This is a genomic window from Plantactinospora sp. WMMB334 (assembly GCF_049179095.1).
GTDB lineage: Bacteria > Actinomycetota > Actinomycetes > Mycobacteriales > Micromonosporaceae > Plantactinospora.
In genome coordinates this window covers 7,545,633-7,562,974 of sequence record NZ_JBMHME010000002.1, presented here as the reverse complement: position 1 = coordinate 7,562,974, position 17,342 = coordinate 7,545,633, and the positions used below count along the sequence as shown (strand labels likewise).

At 71.3% G+C, this 17,342-nt stretch carries 15 protein-coding genes, 1 tRNA gene and 1 other RNA gene; 4 read left to right on the top strand and 13 right to left on the bottom strand.

Annotated features, from left to right (window positions below):
• Positions 1-53: 53 nt before the first annotated feature.
• Both ACN27G_RS32795 and ACN27G_RS32790 read left to right on the top strand, forming a co-directional pair.
• Entirely contained in the window at positions 54-608 is a 555-nt protein-coding gene (locus tag ACN27G_RS32795) for a helix-turn-helix domain-containing protein (RefSeq protein WP_421496527.1), read from the top strand.
• The gene (locus tag ACN27G_RS32790) at positions 605-1,438 is read left to right on the top strand and encodes an SRPBCC family protein (protein WP_421496526.1); all 834 of its coding nucleotides are present in this window, start codon (positions 605-607) and stop codon (positions 1,436-1,438) included. Before ACN27G_RS32795 ends, ACN27G_RS32790 begins: the two co-directional genes overlap by 4 nt.
• 53 nt (positions 1,439-1,491) lie before the next feature.
• Here ACN27G_RS32790 and ACN27G_RS32785 read toward each other — a convergent pair whose 3' ends face one another.
• From ACN27G_RS32785 to ffs, 11 genes are all read right to left on the bottom strand, one after another.
• On the bottom strand, positions 1,492-2,622 hold the full coding sequence (locus tag ACN27G_RS32785; RefSeq protein ID WP_421496525.1) for an ABC transporter ATP-binding protein: 1,131 nt from the start codon (positions 2,620-2,622) through the stop codon (positions 1,492-1,494).
• Positions 2,619-3,800 carry an oligopeptide/dipeptide ABC transporter ATP-binding protein gene (locus ACN27G_RS32780; protein ID WP_421496524.1) on the bottom strand — a complete coding sequence of 394 codons (1,182 nt, stop codon included), beginning with the start codon at positions 3,798-3,800 and terminating at the stop codon, positions 2,619-2,621. Before ACN27G_RS32780 ends, ACN27G_RS32785 begins: the two co-directional genes overlap by 4 nt.
• 6 nt (positions 3,801-3,806) lie before the next feature.
• Positions 3,807-4,784 (bottom strand): ABC transporter permease, encoded by a 978-nt coding sequence (locus ACN27G_RS32775; protein ID WP_421496523.1) that lies wholly within the window; start codon positions 4,782-4,784, stop codon positions 3,807-3,809.
• A gap of 31 nt (positions 4,785-4,815) precedes the next feature.
• Positions 4,816-5,820, bottom strand: a complete 1,005-nt coding sequence (locus tag ACN27G_RS32770; RefSeq protein WP_421496522.1) for an ABC transporter permease — start codon at positions 5,818-5,820, stop codon at positions 4,816-4,818.
• Positions 5,821-5,932: 112 nt separating this feature from the next.
• Positions 5,933-7,600, bottom strand: a complete 1,668-nt coding sequence (locus ACN27G_RS32765) for an ABC transporter substrate-binding protein (protein ID WP_421496521.1) — start codon at positions 7,598-7,600, stop codon at positions 5,933-5,935.
• Positions 7,601-7,919: 319 nt separating this feature from the next.
• Positions 7,920-8,513 carry a recombination mediator RecR gene (recR, locus tag ACN27G_RS32760; protein WP_421496520.1) on the bottom strand — a complete coding sequence of 198 codons (594 nt, stop codon included), beginning with the start codon at positions 8,511-8,513 and terminating at the stop codon, positions 7,920-7,922.
• Positions 8,514-8,524: 11 nt separating this feature from the next.
• Positions 8,525-8,833 carry a YbaB/EbfC family nucleoid-associated protein gene (locus ACN27G_RS32755; RefSeq protein ID WP_421497548.1) on the bottom strand — a complete coding sequence of 103 codons (309 nt, stop codon included), beginning with the start codon at positions 8,831-8,833 and terminating at the stop codon, positions 8,525-8,527.
• Positions 8,834-8,977: 144 nt separating this feature from the next.
• The gene (locus ACN27G_RS32750; protein WP_421496519.1) at positions 8,978-9,397 is read right to left on the bottom strand and encodes an RDD family protein; all 420 of its coding nucleotides are present in this window, start codon (positions 9,395-9,397) and stop codon (positions 8,978-8,980) included.
• Between the two features lie 45 nt (positions 9,398-9,442).
• Positions 9,443-9,826, bottom strand: a complete 384-nt coding sequence (locus tag ACN27G_RS32745) for a DUF2752 domain-containing protein (protein ID WP_421496518.1) — start codon at positions 9,824-9,826, stop codon at positions 9,443-9,445.
• Between the two features lie 166 nt (positions 9,827-9,992).
• Positions 9,993-12,641 carry a DNA polymerase III subunit gamma and tau gene (locus ACN27G_RS32740; RefSeq protein WP_421496517.1) on the bottom strand — a complete coding sequence of 883 codons (2,649 nt, stop codon included), beginning with the start codon at positions 12,639-12,641 and terminating at the stop codon, positions 9,993-9,995.
• 241 nt (positions 12,642-12,882) lie between these two features.
• Positions 12,883-12,972: signal recognition particle sRNA small type (gene ffs / locus ACN27G_RS32735), an RNA gene on the bottom strand.
• 87 nt (positions 12,973-13,059) lie between these two features.
• Between ffs and ACN27G_RS32730 the strand changes: the two genes are divergently transcribed.
• Positions 13,060-13,144, top strand: a tRNA-Ser gene (locus tag ACN27G_RS32730).
• Positions 13,145-13,989: 845 nt separating this feature from the next.
• Positions 13,990-14,274, top strand: coding sequence for a MerR family transcriptional regulator (locus ACN27G_RS32725; protein ID WP_421497547.1), 285 nt, complete (start codon positions 13,990-13,992; stop codon positions 14,272-14,274).
• 185 nt (positions 14,275-14,459) lie between these two features.
• Here the strand turns inward: ACN27G_RS32725 and ACN27G_RS32720 are convergent, their stop codons facing one another.
• Positions 14,460-14,675, bottom strand: coding sequence for a hypothetical protein (locus ACN27G_RS32720; RefSeq protein ID WP_421496516.1), 216 nt, complete (start codon positions 14,673-14,675; stop codon positions 14,460-14,462).
• 58 nt (positions 14,676-14,733) lie between these two features.
• Positions 14,734-17,121, bottom strand: coding sequence for an HAD-IC family P-type ATPase (locus ACN27G_RS32715; RefSeq protein WP_421496515.1), 2,388 nt, complete (start codon positions 17,119-17,121; stop codon positions 14,734-14,736).
• Between the last annotated feature and the right edge of the window lie 221 nt (positions 17,122-17,342).

The following is a 17,342-nucleotide window of genomic DNA, read 5'->3' as shown; positions in this document are numbered from 1 at the left end:
TCCACCGTAGGCAATTGACAAAATCTAATTTTACGTACAGGATTGTTTTTGCCATGAGAGACGTCATGTACCTGGAGCAGATGGAGCAGGCCGAGACCCTGCTCAAGCCGCAGCGCATCGAGGTGCTGCGGCAACTCGCCGAGCCGCACACCTGCACCGAGGTGGCCACGCAACTCGGCCAGACCCCGCAGCGGGTCTACTACCACGTCAAGCGCCTGGTCGAGGCCGGCCTCGTCGACCAGGTCTCCGAGCGCAGGGTCCGGGGCATCGCCGAGGGCATCTACCAGGCGAGCGCCCGGTCCTACTGGCTCTCCCCCCGGCTGGTCGGCCGGATCGGGCTGCGCAGGGCGCAGGACGAGATGAGCCTCGGCTACCTGCTCGACCTGATGGAGGAGGTCCAGGCCGACGTCGCCGCGCTGGACCGCACCGCCCCCGAGCTGCCCTCGATCGGGGTCTCCGGCGAGATCCGGGTCCCGACCGAGCAACGCCAACAGTTCCTGACCGACCTGCAGACCGCACTGCAGGACCTCTTCACCCGCTACGGCGGAGCCGAAGGCGACGCCTTCAAGCTGGCCGTGGCCTGCTATCCACATGGAGGCACCACATGACCGCACCGTTGACCCTCCGCGCCCGGGCCGCCGCGCCGGCCAAGGCCGTCTGGCAGGCCCTGACCGACGCCACCGAGCTGCGCGTCTGGCTCGCCGAGCACGCCGAGGTCGAGCTGCCGCACCGGTACGAGTTCTGGGGGCGGTACACCCCGGAGGGGGACGCGCCGCACCAGCGGCTGCTGCACGCCGATGACCACACCCTGCGGTTCATCTGGCTGCTCGACGGCGAGGAGACCACCACCGAGATCACCCTCACCGAGGAGGGTGCCGAGTCGACCGTCATCGCGCTCTCCCAGACGCACTGGAGCTTCGACGACGTGATCAGCGGGGCCAGCATCCGGGGCGTGCTCCAGACGTACTGGGCGCTGGCGATCGCCAACCTGGTCGACCACGTCGAGGGGCGACCGCTCACCCCGAAGACCGACTTCACCTCGGCGAAGATGGCCGAGGAGATCGTCATCGACGCGCCGCCCGAGGCAATCTACGAGTCGCTGACCGACTCGGCGAAGGCCTCGGAGTGGTTCGGCCACCCGATCGAGATCGAGCCCTTCGTCGGCGGCCGCTGGGCAATGGGCGGCTTCGACAACAACCCCAACCCGGCAAAGGTGCTCGACCTGACTCCCGGCCGGGCGATGACCGTCGACTGGGGTCCGATCGGCGTGGTGAGCTGGGAGCTGGAGGGGAGCGAGGGGAAGACCAAGCTCTCCTTCGTGCAGAGCGGGTTCGACCGGCCGCCGTACGCGGGCTGGACCGGCTGGCTCAGCGGCCTGGCCGAGCTGCGCCGCTATCACGAGCTGCCCGACTGGCGCCCGATCTGGCTACCCGCCTGAACGGTTAGGAAGGGCCCCCGCTACCACAGAAAACGATAAGCGGGGGCCCTTCCTTACACGAAGGAGCCGGGTTCGCTGGGGGCGGAGACGACGGTGGGGGTTTCGCCCTCGTCGGTTGGGTGGGTGAGGTGGGCGCTCACCCGGTGCGGGCGGAGCTCGCCGCTGGCGATCGGCTCCGCCCAGTGGCAGGCGACCTGGGTGTCGCCGATCGGGCGCAGCGCCGGCCGCTCGTCCGCACAGCGGGTCGGCTGCGCCCACGGGCAGCGGGTGTGGAAGCGGCAGCCGGCCGGCGGGTTGGCCGGCGAGGGGAGGTCACCGGCGAGCAGGATCCGCTCCCGGCGGTCCTCCACCTCCGGGTCCGGCACCGGCACCGCCGACATCAGCGCCCGGGTGTACGGGTGCAGCGGCTCCCGGTAGAGCCGGTCGCTCGGCGCCTCCTCGACCAGCGCACCGAGATACATCACGCCGACCACGTCGGAGATGTGCCGCACCACCGCCAGGTCGTGCGCGATCACCAGGTAGGTCAATCCCAGCTCGTCCTGGAGTTCGTCGAGCAGGTTCACCACCTGGGCCTGGATAGACACGTCCAGGGCGGAGACGGGCTCGTCGGCCACGATCAGCTCCGGGCCGAGCACCAGTGCCCGGGCGATGCCGATGCGTTGGCGCTGCCCGCCGGAGAACTCGTGCGGATAGCGGGACAGCGCCCACTTCGGCAGCCCGACCGCGTCCAGCGTATTGGTGATGATCTCCCGGCGGGCGGCCCGGTCGGCGCCGATCCCGTGTGCCTGTAGGCCCTCCACCAGGATCGACTCGACGTTCTGCCGGGGGTCCAGGCTGGACATCGGATCCTGGAAGATCATCTGCATCCGGCGGCGCATCGCGCGGAGCCGGTTCGGCGGCAGCCCGGTCAGCTCCACACCGTCGAAGCTCACCTGCCCGCCGGTCGGCCTGGTCAACTGGAGGACCGCCCGGCCGAGCGTCGACTTGCCGCAGCCCGACTCACCGACCAGCCCGTACGTCTTGCCGCGCGGAATGGTCAGGTCGACCCCGTCCACCGCCCTGACGTGGCCGACGACCCGGTCGAAGATCACCCCCCGGGTGATCGGGAAGTGCACCTTCAGGTCGCGGACCTCGACCAGGTTCGCGGACTGCCCGGTCGTGTCGGACCTGTTGACGTCGGTCATGCCGACTCCTCCCTGCCCGGGACGGGCGGCGTCGCCCGCTCCTGCGCCGGCACCGCCTCGTCTCCGGGCGGCGTCGCCTGTGCCGGCATTCCCTCCGCCGATGCCTGCGCCGGGCCTCCCCCCGTCGTGGCCTGCACCGGCACGACTCCCTCCGCCGCCGGGTCCGGCGCGGTCGGCGAGGCGGGTGGCGCCGAGGTCGCGCCGGCCGGCGGCACCGGGTTGACGCACCGGTACGTCCGGTCGGTGTGGGTCAGCGCGAGCTGCGGCGGCTGGCCGAGACACGCCTCGATCTGCCGGTCGCAGCGGGGGGCGAAGGCGCAGCCGTCCGCCCACGGCAGCACGTCCCGGACCGAGCCGGGGATCGGGGAGAGCCGTTCGCCGTGACCGGCGTCCAGCCGGGGAATCGAGCCGAGCAGCCCGACCGTGTACGGGTGCCTCGGCTCGGCGAAGAGCGGCCTGCGGCGGGCGGTCTCCACCACCCGGCCGGCGTACAGCACGTTGACGGTGTCGCACATCCCGGCGACGACGCCCAGGTCGTGCGTGATCATCACGAGCGCGGTGCCGGAGTCGTGCACCAGGTCCTTGAGCAACTCCAGGATCTGCGCCTGGATCGTCACGTCAAGCGCCGTGGTGGGCTCGTCGGCGATGAGCAGCCGGGGGCGGCAGGCCACCGCGATCGCGATCAGCGCCCGCTGCCGCATCCCGCCGGAGAGCTGGTGCGGATATTCCTTCAGCCGCCGGTTCGGGTCCGGGATGCCGACCCGGTCCAGCAGCTCGGCGGCCTCCTTGCGGGCCGCGTCGCCGCCGAGCCCACGGTGCCGGGCCAGCACCTCGGTCACCTGCCGGCCCACCGGGACGACGGGATTCAGCGAGGAGAGCGGGTCCTGGAAGATCATGGCGACGTCCCGGCCCCGGATGTCCCGCATCGTCCGCCGGTCGACCCGGAGCAGGTCGGTGCCGTCGAAGTCCGCCCGCCCCTCGACGGAGATCCCGGGCTGCCGGGGCAGCAGGCCCATCAGCGCCAGCGAGGTCACGCTCTTGCCGCAGCCGGACTCGCCGACCAGGCCGACGACCTCGCCCGCGTCCACCGAGAACGAGACCCCGTCGACCGCCCGCACCGTACGCTTTCCGCGCTGGCGGAAGGTGACGGAGAGATCGTCCACATCAAGCAGTGCCATGACAGATCACTTCCGCAGCTTCGGGTCGAGGGCCTCGCGCATCGCCTCACCGAGCAGGGTGAAGCCCAGCGCGGTGATGATGATCGCCACGGCCGGATAGATCGCCAGTGCCGGCCGGATGCCCAGGTACGGCTGCGCGTCGGCGAGCATCACGCCCCACTCCGGCACCGCCGTGTCCGGGTTGCCCAGGCCCAGGAAGGAGAGCGCCGCCGCCTCGATGATCGCGGTCGCCAGGGTCAGCGTCGCCTGCACGATGACCGGGGCGAGCGAGTTCGGCAGCACGTGTCCCAGCGCGATCTTCGAGCGGCGTACCCCGAGCGAGGTGGCGGCGAGCACGTAGTCGCTGTTCGCCTGGGCGATCATCGAACCGCGCAGCAGCCGGGCGAAGACCGGCACCGAGACCACGCCGACCGCGATCATCACGGTGATCAGGCTCGCCCCGAGCAGCGCGGCGATGCTGACCGCGAGCAGCAGGCTGGGCAGCGCCAGCATCATGTCGACGACCCGCATCAGCGTGGTGTCGACCCAGCGTCCCCAGCGCCCGCCGAGCCCGGCGGCGGCGCCGGCGACGCCGCCGATCAGGGCGCCGACGGCCAAACCGATAAGCGTGGCCACCACGCCGACCAGCAGGGTCTGCCGGGCCCCGACGACGAGCCGGCTGAACTCGTCGCGCCCCTGGTGGTCGAAGCCGAGCCAGTGGTCGCCGGAGGGGCCGGGGATGATGCCCTGGCCCGACTTGACCAGGCCCTCCCGGATCCCGATCGTGTCGGTCGGGCCGTACGGCACGAAGAACGGCCCGACGATCGCGACCAGCAGGAAGATGCCGAGCACGACGGCGCCGGCGATGGCCGCCGGGTTGCGGCGGAGCCGGCGGAACGCCTCCTGCCAGAGGCTGACCCCGCGTTCCTCGTCGCGGGCCGCGGAGAGCTCGCCGAGCCGGTCGAGCTTCTCCGCCTTCTTCCGGGCCCGGTCGGTAAGCGTCATCGGAGCTTCCATTCCATCGCGGCTGCGGGGCTCATCGGACCCTCACCCTCGGGTCGATCAGGCTGTAGGAGAGGTCGACCAGCAGGTTCACCAGTACGAAGACGACCGCGATGATCATGATGAAGCCCATCAGCACCGGATAGTCACGCTGGCTGATCGAGTCGGCGATGAAGGCCCCGATGCCGCTGAACGCGAAGACGGTCTCGGTCAGCACCGCGCCGGAGAGCAGGCCACCGGTGAGCAGGCCGATCGTGGTGGCGACCGGCAGCATCGCGTTGCGCAGCACGTGCCGCTGGCGTACGACCCGCTCGGTGAGTCCCTTGGCCTCGGCGGTACGGACGAAGTCCTCGCCCAGCACCTCGAGCACGCTGGCCCGGGTGATCCGGACGATGATCGCCAGCGGGATGCTGGCCAGCGCCAGGCCGGGGAGCACGAGGTGCCAGAGCGCGTCGGCGGCGGCGTCCCACTCGCGGGTCAGCAGCCCGTCGAGGACGAAGAAGTTGGTGATCCGGGTGGCGTCGATGGTCGGGTCCTGCCGGCCGCTGGCCGGGAAGAGGTGCAGATTCTCCGCGAAGATCGCCTTGAGCACGTACGCCAGGAAGAAGACCGGGATGCAGACCCCGATCAGCGATCCGGTGACCGAGAGATGGTCGAGGATCCGACCGCGACGGCGGGCGGCGAGATAGCCGAGCGGGATGCCGACGGCGATCGCGATGAGCATCGCGGTCGCCGCCAGCTCCACCGTGCCGGGGAAGCGTTGCAGGAACTCGGTGGTGACCTCGCGCTTGGTGGAGATCGAGGTGCCGAGATCGAGCCGGAACATCCGGGACATGAACCGGCCGTACTGCACCAGGATCGGCTCGTCCAGGCCGAGGTTCTCGCGGATCGCGGCGCGCATCTCGGGGGTGCCGCGCTCGCCCAGGATCGCGGTCTCCGGACCGCCGGGCAGCCGGTGCAACCAGATGAACAACAGGATGGAGAGCCCGAAGAGCGCGGGTATCAGCTGCAACAGGCGTCTGACGATGAACCGGAACACGGCGGCCTCTGGCGGGGTGCGGAGGGCGACACGGGCGGGCGCCGGACTGACCTCCGGCCGGGGTCACCGGCCGGGATCAGGGCGCGCCCGCCCGCGTTCCCTTTTCTATGTGTCAGGACGTGAACTCGGCGGTGGCGAACCGCTCGTCGGTGAGCGGGCTCGGCTTGACGCCGGTCACGTCCTTGGCGAACACGATCGCCGGCGGCGAGTGCGACACCGGCACACCCGGCAGGAACTCCATGATCTTGGCGTTGAGTTCCTTGTAGAGCTCGTACCGGGCGGTGGTGTCGGCGGTGGTGTCGGCCTTCTGGAAGAGGGCGAAGAGCTCGGGGTTGTTGAAGCCCCACTCGTCCTTCTGCCGGTCGAAGAAGGTGCCGATGAAGTTGTAGCCGTCGCCGTAGTCACCGGTCCAGCCGAGGAAGTGCAGGTCGTGTGCGCTGCCCGAGGTGGTCGCGTTCAGGTAGTCCGGGCTCCACTTCAGCGGGATCGGAGTCACCTTGATCCCGACGGCCTGGAGGTCGGCGGAGAGCAGCTCGAAGAGGTCCTTCGGGTTCGGCATGTACGGCCGGGTGACCTCGGTCGGGTAGTGGAACCGCAGGGTCAGGTCACTCGCACCGGCCTCGGCCAGGAGCTGCTTGGCCTTGTCCACGTTGTAGTCGTACGTGGTGACCGACGGGTTCCAGCCCTCCACGGTGTCCGGGAAGAACTGGGTGGCGACCTTGGCGCCCGGGGGCAGCTTGGAGTCGACAAGCGCCTGCCGGTTCAGGGCGTACGCGATGGCCTGCCGGACCCGGACGTCGGCGAGCTTCGGGTTCCCCTTCTGGTTGATCGCCAGGTAGAGGATGTTGAACGCCGGACGGGTGAGCATGTTGAAGCCCTCGCTCTTCAACGGCTCGACGTCGGCGGGGCCGACCAGGTCGTACCCCTGGATGTCGCCGGAGCGCAGCGCCTGCTTCCGGGCGTTCTCGTCCGAGATCGTCTTGAAGATGAGGGTCTTCAGCTTGGCCTTGCCGCCGGGGCCGGTGTACTCCTCGTTCCGCTCCACCGTCAGCGTCTTGTTGGCGATGTCCCAGGACTTGAACTTGAAGGGCCCGGTGCCGGTCGGGTGCTCCATCGCGTACGCCGGGTACTGGATGTTGTCAGCACTGCCGCCGATGGTGCTGGCCTGGAACTCCTCCAGGGCCTTCGGACTGTGGATGGCGAACGACGGCAGCATCAGGGCGGCCGGAACCTTGCTGGAGACGCGGGTGAAGGCGAGGTCGACGGTGGTCGCGTCCTTCGGCGTGCAGGACTTGAAGAGGCTTTCTCCCAGGTCGTCCCGCTCGTTGGCGGCGAACCCGCCCATCACGTCCTGCCAGTACGCCGTCACGTCCGGGCTCTGCATGAGGCCCTTGGCGTTGTACCAGCGGTTGAAGTTGACGCAGACGGCCTCGGCGTTGAAGTCCGTACCGTCGTGGAACTTCACGCCCGAACGGAGCTTGAAGGTCCAGACGGTGCCGGTCGAGTCCGGGGTCCAGCTCTCGGCGAGGCCCGGCGTGATCTTGGTGCCGCCCTCCTCGGGGCGGACCAGGGTCTCGAAGATCTGCCGGGCGACCCGCAGCGACTCACCGTCGCTGGCGAGGCTCGGATCGAGCACCTTCGGGTCACCGGCGACGCCGAAGACCAGTGTGTCCTTCTCGCTCGTGCCCGAATCGCCGCGGTCGCTTTCGGCACAGCCGGCTACCGCGAGGGCCGCGACCGCTACGGCCGCGATGGCGGCCTTCGGTCCTGGTGCACGCATGGTGTGCTTCACCTCGTCCTGTGGATACGACAAACGCGGTGACGGGGGCCACCGATGGCGAGACACTAGCCGCCGCGCGGACCGAGCGGAAACGGCCCAGGAAAGGGTTGGTACCGGATCGTGTCTTTACCGTCATGGCACCGGCGACGGAGCGTCGCGCCTGGTCGACAATCGAGGCATTTGTCCGTGTCTGACTATGCGAATTTGTTACATCGTCCGTTAACTCGATCACCGCCGATGTCAGACCCGGACGGCGCCGGCAGCGCTCCGGAACGGGGCCCCCGTGGGCCGGGAACGCCCCCTCGGAGCGGGGGCGCGGTCAGACCGCCCGGCGACCCTCGAAGGCGCGACCGAGCGTGATCTCGTCGGCGTACTCCAGGTCGCCGCCGACCGGCAGGCCGCTGGCGAGCCGGGTCACCGAGATGCCCATCGGCTTGACCATCAGGGCCAGATAGGTGGCGGTGGCCTCGCCCTCGGTGTTCGGATCGGTGGCCAGGATCAGCTCGCGGACCGTGCCGGTGCCGAGCCGGCCCAGCAGCTCCCGGATCCGCAGGTTGTCCGGGCCGACGCCCTCCAGCGGGTTGATCGCGCCGCCGAGCACGTGGTAGCGGCCGCGGAACTCCCCGGTCCGCTCGATCGCCACCACGTCCTTGGGCTCCTCGACGACGCAGAGCACCTCTTCGGTCCGGCGCGGGTCACGGCAGACCCGGCACTGCTCCGACTCGGCGACGTTGTAGCAGACGGTGCAGAACCGCACCAGCTCCTTGACCCGGCGCAGCGCGGTGGCCAGCCGGGTGACGTCGGCCGGATCGGCCGAGAGCACGTGGAAGGCGATCCGCTGGGCGCTCTTCGGACCGACCCCCGGCAGGCGCCCCAGCTCGTCGATCAGATCCTGGATGGCACCCTCGTACATCGCGGGGTGGCTCAGAAACCGGGCAGGCCGAGGCCGCCCATGCCGCCGGTGACCGGACCCATCTTCTCCTCGGTCAGCTTGCGCACCTCGTCATGGGCGTTGTGCACGGCCGCCAGCACGAGGTCCTCGAGGGTCTCCACGTCCTCCGGGTCGAGCGCCTTCGGGTCGATCCTGATGGCCCGGACCTCGCCGGCACCGGAGATGGTCACGGTGACCAGCCCGCCCCCGGCGGTACCGGTCAGCTCCGCCTCGGCCAGCTCCGCCTGCGCGGCGGCGAGCTGCTGCTGCATCTTCTGCGCCTGCTTCATCATCTGCTGCAGGTTGGGCTGTCCACCCGGGCGCACGGCGACTCCTCGGTTGCGGAACTGGTCACGTCCAGTCCTCGGTCGCGGAAACTGGTCGCAGCCAGCCTAGTCCGGCCGGTCGCGGACGGCTCGACCACCCGCGACCGGCCGGCGGGTCGCTCAGTCCACCACCACGGTCTTCATGATCTTGTCGGCGATGGTCTGCCTCTTGGCGTCCCAGAGCGGGAAGAGGTAGCCGATGTAGCAGATGATCTGGTCGACGAAGTGCGCGATGTCCCGGACGAACGCCTTGCCGGCGCCGATCGGCTCACCGCCGGCCTCGTCGACCAGACGGATGCCCAACGCCTTCTTGCCCCAGCTCTGGCCTGTCCTGCCGGCGAGGAACCATCGGTTGTAGCCGCTGAGCGCGATCGTGAGGACCAGGAAGACGTAGTAGAGCGGACCGGGGCCGGTGACCTGGCCGCTCTCCGCGTCCATGCTCGCGCCGCCGGTGATGTAGGCGAGGATGACCAGCGGCAGCACGACCACCGCGTCGATGAGGTAGGCGCCCACCCGGGGGCCCCAACTGGCGTAACTCAAGGGGTGTACTCCTCAGCACAAAGGGGTGTCGGAAAGTTGCCCGGCTCAGCTCACGCCGAGCCGGTGTAGCTGGAACAACCAACTCGCGCAGGCGAGCACGCCCACGCCCCACCCCGTACGCCGCCGTGCCCGGTCCGACCAGCGCACCGGCGGGGGCAGCACGCCGGACATCCGCAGCGCGAGCAGCGGAAGCACGGCGAGCGAGAGCACCGCCAGACCGACGATCACCGGGTTGGCCGCCACCGCGCCGGCCAGGTCGCCCCGGACCAGGGCGACCGCTGCCGTGGTCAGGCCGCAGCCCGGACACGGCACCCCGGTCAGCGAGCGCAGTGGGCACGGCAGCCCCAGGCCGGTCGCCTCGGTCAGGTACGGCCAGGCCGCCGCCGCGACGGCGACACCCAGACCGAACACGCCAAGGCGCTCGGGCACGGAAAGCTCGCGCACACCACACTCACAGGGAAGTCACAGGAAACGAGGTTGGGCGACTGATGGTAGAAGATCATCGCTCGCCGCGACGTCCCGTTTTCCGGCGTACTCCGGAAGCCGACAGTCGAGTTGCCGGTAGCGGTTCGATCAACGCGTGGCTCGGTACCGACTACTTGAGGTCGATCTCGCCGATCCGCTCCGCGCCCAGGGTCTGCTGCAGCAGTTGCACCGCCTGCTGCTCGCTGGTCTGGCGGGCGGTCCGCTCGTCGATCACCTCGTCGAGAGGTTCGTCACCCGGATCGAAGCCCTCGTAACCGACGGTGGACGGGCGGGAGCCGTCGTGGCCGGCCGCGGACGGGCGCCGACCGTCGTAGTCGGGGTCGTAGGGCGGCTCGCCGGCCCAGTCCCGGTCCGCCGTCCGCTCGGGGGCGGGGCCGGGTCGGGGCCGGACGCCGGCCGCCGCCGCGCGGGCCGCCGCGAGCCCGGCGCTGCCGGCGGAACCGGCACTGCCGGCGGAAGCAACGCCGCCGGCGGTCGGCGGACGGGTGCCACCGGACGCCGGTGCGGCACGCCCGCCGCCCGTGACGCCGGACGCGGTACCGGCCCCGCCGGCCGGCGCACCGGCACTGCCGGCGGGACCTCCGGGGCCGGGGACGGAACCCGGACCGGCGCCCGGGGCGGAAGCCGGACCGGCGCCCGGGGCGGAAGCCGGACCGGCGCCCGGGGCGGAAGCCGGACCGGCGCCCGGGGCGGAAGCCGGACCGGCGCCACCGGGCGGGGTCGGCGCCGGCCAGTCGTCATCGGCGGACGCGTCGCTCGGCGCGGCGCCACCGGGTCGGGCCGGTTCCGGCCAGTCGTCGTCATCGGTGCCGGCCCGCGAGCCGCCCGCACCGGCCGCCGAGCCCTCCCCGCCGGCCGAGCCGGACCCACCACCGGCCGAACCGGACCCACCGGCCGAGCGCTCCCGATCGGCGGTAGCCCGCCGGCCACCACCGGCCGGGGTCGCGCCGTTGCCGCGCGGCGGAGCACCGTTCGCCGCCGGCCCGCCGCCGGTCGCCTGGCGCGGCGGGGCGGCCGGAACCGGCCCGCGTTGCTCTCCGGCGACCTCGCAGCGGATCTGCCAGCGACCACCCAACTCCTCGTAGAGGGCGTCGGTGAGCACATCGGCGGCGTTGGCGAGCATCTGGGCCAGGACCGGCGACTTGACGGTCAGCACCAGGGTGTCGCCGTCGAGGTCACGGACGACGGCGTCGCGCATCAGGGCGGCGATCCGCTTGTTGCTGCGATTGACCATGCCGACGACATCGCCCCAGACCCGGCGGATGGCGGCGGCATCCAGCTCACCGGTGGGCGCGGCGCCGCCCGGCACCGGATCCGGGGTGGCCGGGTCGGGCATCACCGCCTCCGGGGGCACCGGACGCCGGGCCGGCGGCTCCGGGTCGGCCGGCACCTCCCCGACCGGTCCGGCCGGCGCCTGGCCGGCCCCGGGTGCGGCAGTTTCGCGTACGCCCGGAGGTGGCGCGACCGGCGGGGCGCTCGCGGCGGCCGACGGCGCGGGACCGGCGGCGGGCGGCGGGCCCGGGTCGGCGGCCGGGGTGCTGGCGGTGGCCGGTGGCCGGGCCGGGGCGACCGGTGCGGCCGGGTCGCCGTCGCCGGAGAGGGTCAGCCGGCGCTCCATGCGCTCGAGGCGCTGCAGGAGGCTGCCGGTGGAGTCCTCGGCGCCGGGCAGCAGCATCCGGGCACAGATCAGTTCGAGCAGCAGCCGGGGGGCGGTAGTCCCACGCATCTCGACCAGGCCGTTGTGCACGATGTCGGCGCAGCGGGAGAGGGTGGCCGGGCCGAGTCGTTCGGCCTGGGCGGCCATCCGCTCGATCTGGTCGGCCGGGCCGTCGATCAGGCCCTTGGCGACCGCGTCCGGCACCTGGCGCAGCACGATCAGGTCACGAAGGCGCTCGAGCAGGTCGGCGGCGAACCGCCGCGGATCGTGCCCGGCCTCGGCGACCCGGTCGATCGTGGCGTACGCGGCGGCGCCGTCACCGGCGGCGAGCGCGTCGCACATCTCGTCGATCAGGGCGACGTCGGTCACCCCGAGCAGCGCGACCGCGCGGGCGTAGCTGACCCCCTCGGGGCCGGCACCGGCGATGAGCTGGTCGAGCACCGAGAGCGAGTCCCGGGCGCTGCCACCGCCGGCCCGGACGACGAGCGGGAAGACGGCGGGCTCGATCTTGACGCCCTCGGCCGAGGCGAGCTGTTCGAGGTAGGGGCGGAGCACGCCCGGCGGGATCAGCCGGAACGGGTAGTGGTGGGTCCGCGACTTGATCGTGCCAAGGACCTTCTCCGGCTCGGTGGTGGCGAAGATGAACTTGACGTACTCCGGGGGCTCCTCGACCAGCTTGAGCAGGGCGTTGAAGCCCTGGGTCGAGACCATGTGCGCCTCGTCGATCACATAGATCTTGAACCGGCTGCTGGCCGGCGCGAAGAAGGCGCGTTCGCGCAGCTCGCGGGCGTCGTCCACGCCGCCGTGGCTGGCCGCGTCGATCTCGATCACGTCGATCGAGCCGGCCCCGTCGACGGCCAGGCTCCTGCAGGAGTCGCAGACGCCGCAGGGCTCCGGGGTCGGCCCCTGCGCGCAGTTGAGCGAGCGGGCCAGGATCCGGGCGCTGGAGGTCTTGCCGCAACCACGCGGGCCGGAGAAGAGGTACGCGTGGTGCAGCCGGCCGGTGCGCAGCGCCTGGGAGAGCGGCTCGGTGACGTGCTCCTGGCCGATCACCTCGGCGAACGTGCGGGGCCGGTACTTGCGGTAGAGCGCCAGTGCCACCCGTCCCGCCTCCTCTCGACCGGGCCATTCTCCACCCGCCGCCACGCTGCCGGGTGCCAGGCTGTCACGCGCGCCCGACGTTTTCCACACCGGTCACGTGTTCGACGCCAGTCATGTGTTCGACGCCGGTCATGCGGGACGGTGTGCCGGGTGGCGAGGCCGGGGATGATCGTGGGAGGGTGCCGGCCCGTCGACCGGCACGCCGGACCGACCCGGCGGCCCCTGCCCTGGCCAGGAACGACAAGGCCCCCCGTGCACCCGCCAGAGCTCGCTTATCCTTGCTGCCTTCCGGCCCTGGGGAGGTTCACGAGGTAACGCCACACGGGGGGTACGGTCGAGTGTACCCGGGTAGGGTTCGGCGGATCTTCGGGGGACCGGCGGGCTGGGCGCGCGGTGGGGAGCCTGTATCCTGTCGGACGGAGGATTCGCCTAGAGGCCTAGGGCGCACGCTTGGAAAGCGTGTTGGGTTCACACCCTCACGAGTTCGAATCTCGTATCCTCCGCTCACCTGAGCAGCAGAAACGCCCGGCAGATCCCCCAGGGGACCCGCCGGGCGTTCTTTGTCTGATCTCGGTTCCCATCTCAGTTCCGGCCTCGGGTCCGTCTCGGTTCGACGATCCCGCACTCTCCACGTCGACAGGTCCCGCCATGCCTACCGGTCGTGGTGCGGGTCCGAGCAGGTAGCCACGCGGCGGAGAGCTGCCCGCGCAGGGCGAGAAAATCTATGCGCTAACTAGTAGACATGCTCGCCGCCGTTGGCTAGTCTTCCTGAAGTCAAGGATGAAGAAAAGACGCCGACGTAACCGTCCCGTCCGAGGACGAAGGAGCAGGGCCGCGGCATGTTCCGGTTCCGCTCGCTAGGCAACAGAGTTCCATCGCAGTTGAGCAGGACGCACGAGTAGTTGGAAGGTGGTGCCCGGACGTGCTGCACGACCGGGCGTGAGAGCGGGTGGGGCCGATGCGGTATTCGGGGCTCCGCCCGAGGCAAGGAACGTCCGTCGCACGTGCACGGGGCCATGAAGTCGCGTGGGCTCCGACACCGGCGGACAGCACGGAGTACGACAGAGGAAGTCAGAGGAAAGGGAGGGCTCGTACACCGTTGGATCGCCCGCTGCCGGCCGCGGTTCTGGGTTGGGCGCGGACACCGCAGTCTCCATCGAACGTGAGGTGGTCTCCGGTCACGCTTATGCGATCCTCGCACCCGTTCCCGTCTCGCACGGGCGGTGCGGATACGACAAGCCGGCACTCCTGCCGGTAGATGGTGTTTCTGACCCGTAACCCTTGGGCCCCGGCGCTTTCCAGCGCCGGGGCCCTCGTGATGGAGGTTTCATTGGCGCAACCCGACGACATGCTCGATGACGAGGACTACCCGGCATACACGATGGGCCGCGCAGCGGAAATCGTGGGTTGCTCGCCGGATTTCCTGCGCCGGCTCGGCGAAGCGAAACTGATCGACCCGTACCGCTCCGGTGGTGGGCACCGCCGCTACTCCCGCTACCAACTGCGGCTGGCCGCGCGGGCGCGGGAGCTGTGCGACCAGGGCACCGACATGGCATCCGCCTGCCGCATCATCATTCTCGAGGACCAACTCGCCGAGGCCCTGCGCCAGAACGAGCGCTATCGGCAGGGCTGATCGCACCCGCCCGGGTAGCCGCCCGGGACGACACGAGCACCGTACGGTCCCTCCCGTCAGGGCAGGGGCCGTCTGTCGTTCCTGGGTGCCGGCGACGTTCACCGGGAACCTTCCCCCGCAGAGGCTCCCGGTGGGCGGGGCCCCCGGTCGGAGGCCGCCCACCGGAAGCACGAGCTGTCACCGGGTCAGGCGCAGATGGCGTACGCCCGGACGGCCCAGCTGTTGCCGTAGCCGCCCTCCTCCTCCGCGCCGGTCACGGTGACCGTGCTCGACGTCGAGGCCCACATCGCGGTCATCCGCACCTCGCCCTGATCGTTGTCGATCTCGCCGCCGATGCCGTGCACCCGCTTGCCGGCCGGGCAGCGCGCGACCGCGCTCTTCGGGGTGGTGGAGTCGAGCACCCCGAAGGCGGCGACCCGGACCAGTCCGGCCGGGGGCGTGGCGCAGATCGCCTTGCCGCTACTCGTGGCGTACCGCCGGGGTGTCGGCGCCGGAGCGGCGCAGCCCGGCCCGGATCACCTCCAGGGCCAGCCCGGCGGCGACCGCCAGACCCACCGCCGCGCCCGGCGCCACCACCCCGACCAGGCTCAACTGGAAGAACTCCTGGAGGAACGGCACCACCAGGATGACCGTGAACGCACACCCGAGGGCCAGCACCAGCAGGACCCGCCACCAGGTGTACGGCCGGGCGATGATCGCCACCGCCCAGAGCCCGACCAGGAAGAGGGTCAGCGTCGCCGCCGAGGTCTCCGCCGCCAGGTCGCCGCCGTGGCCGCCGACGCCGTCGTAGACGCTCCGGGCGAAGAGGTACGACGTGATCGTGGCCCCCATCGCCACCACCCCGGCCGGCACGGCGAACCGCAGCACCCGGCCCACGGACCCCGGCCGGGCCCGCTCCGAGTTGGGCGCCAGCGCCAGGAAGAACGCGGGAATGCCGATGGTCAGCGACGAGATGATGGTCAGATGCCGGGGCAGGAACGGATACGGCACCTGGCTCAACACCACGACGACGGCGAGCAGCACCGAGTAGACCGTCTTGGTCAGGAAGAGGTTCGCGACCCGCTCGATGTTGCCGATCACCCGCCGCCCCTCGGCGACCACCGCCGGCAGCGCGCCGAAGTCGTTGTCCAGCAGCACGATCTGGGCCACCGCCCGGCTGGCCGGGCTGCCCGAGCCCATCGCCACCCCGATGTCGGCGTCCTTGAGCGCGAGTACGTCGTTGACCCCGTCGCCGGTCATCGCCACCGTCTCGCCGGCAGCCTGGAGCGCGGCGACCAGGCCCCGCTTCTGCTGCGGCCCGACCCGGCCGAAGACGGTGTGCCGGCGTACCACCTCGGCGAGCTCCGCCGGATCGGTGGGTAGCGTCCGGGCGTCGACCGGATGCTCGGCGCCGGGCAACCCGAGGGTACGGGCGACCGCGCCCACCGAGAGGGCGTTGTCTCCGGAGAGCACCTTCACCGCCACCCCCTGCCCGGCGAAGTAGCGCAACGTCCGGGCCGCCTCCGGCCGCACCCGCTGCGCCAGCACCACCAGCGCGACGGGGTGCAAGGAAGGGCCCCCGCTTATCGCTTTCTGTTGTAGAAGGGCCCCTTCCAAGCACGTCAGCAGGAGCACCCGGAGGCCGCGGGCACCGTACGCGTCCGCCTCGGCGAGCACGGGATGGCCGGCCGGCAGCAGCACGTCCGGAGCGCCGAGCCGCCATCGGGCGCTGTCCCCGGACGGGTCGGTGACGGTGGCACCGCTCCACTTTCGGGCCGAGGAGAAGGGGATCCGCTCCTCGATCCGCCATCCCTCCGGCGCCGGGTGGTACGCGTCGGCGATCGCGCGCAGGCTGGCGTTCGGCCGCTCGTCGGCCGCACCGAGCAGACCGAGCAGCTCCGGCACCGGGGCGGCGGGGTCGAGGTGGCGTACCTCGGTCACCGCCATCGCGGCATCGGTGAGCGTGCCCGTCTTGTCCAGGCAGACCACGCTGACCCGGGCGAGCCCTTCGATCGCCGGCAGCTCCTGCACCAGGCAGCGCCGCCGGCCGAGCCGGATCACCCCGACCGCGAAGGCGACCGAGGTGAGCAGGACCAGCCCTTCCGGCACCATCGGGACCAGCCCGGCGACCATCCGCCGGACCGCCTCCGGCAGGTCGTCGGCGTTGACCAGATACTGGCTGACGATCAGGGCCAGCCCGGTCGGCACGATCAGCCAGGTGACGAACCGGAGGATGGTGTTGAGTCCGCCACGCAGTTCCGAGTTGACCAGCGTGAACCGGCTGGCCTCCTCGGCGAGCCGGGCCGCGTACGCCGTCCGGCCGACCTTGCCGGCACGCATCGCGCCCCCGCCGGCCGCGACGAAGCTGCCGGAGAGGAGCAGGTCACCGACCTGCTTGACCACCGGCTCGGCCTCGCCGGTCAGCAGCGACTCGTCGACCTCGAGCTGTTCGGCCTCGGTCACCACCCCGTCGACGGCGATCTGGTCGCCGTGCCCGAGCTCGATCAGGTCGTCCAGCACCAGGTCGGCGGCGGCCACCTCGACGGCCAGACCGTCCCGGCGGACGACCGGGCGGGCCGCACCGACGATCGCCAGCCGGTCCAGGGTGCGCTTGGCCCGTAGCTCCTGGACGACGCCGATCAGGGTGTTGGCGATGATCACGCCGCCGAAGAGGGCGTCCTGGATCGGGCCGACCACGAGGATCATCCCGAACAGCACGCCCATGATGGCGTTGATCCGGGTGAGGAGGTTCGCCCTGACGATCTCCGCAACGGTCCGTCCGGACCGCACTGGTACGTCGTTCACCTGCCCCGCCGCGATTCGTTCGGCAACCTGGGCAGTACTCAGCCCGGCGTCGGTCGTCAGCATGGGACCGAAACTACGAAGCCGGGCAGCCCGCCCGATGCGCCCGATGGTCAACCGCCGACCCTGACCTTTCTCAGGGTTCGCGCCGCCGCCATTTCCGGGTCGGCGGGACGGCGTCCCGGAGGCCGGGATCTGGCCGGCTGCGTACCGTCGGCGGGGTGCGAGATTCGGAGTGGCGCAGGCGGATCCGGCCCAGGCCGATCCGGCCCAGGCGGATCCGGCAG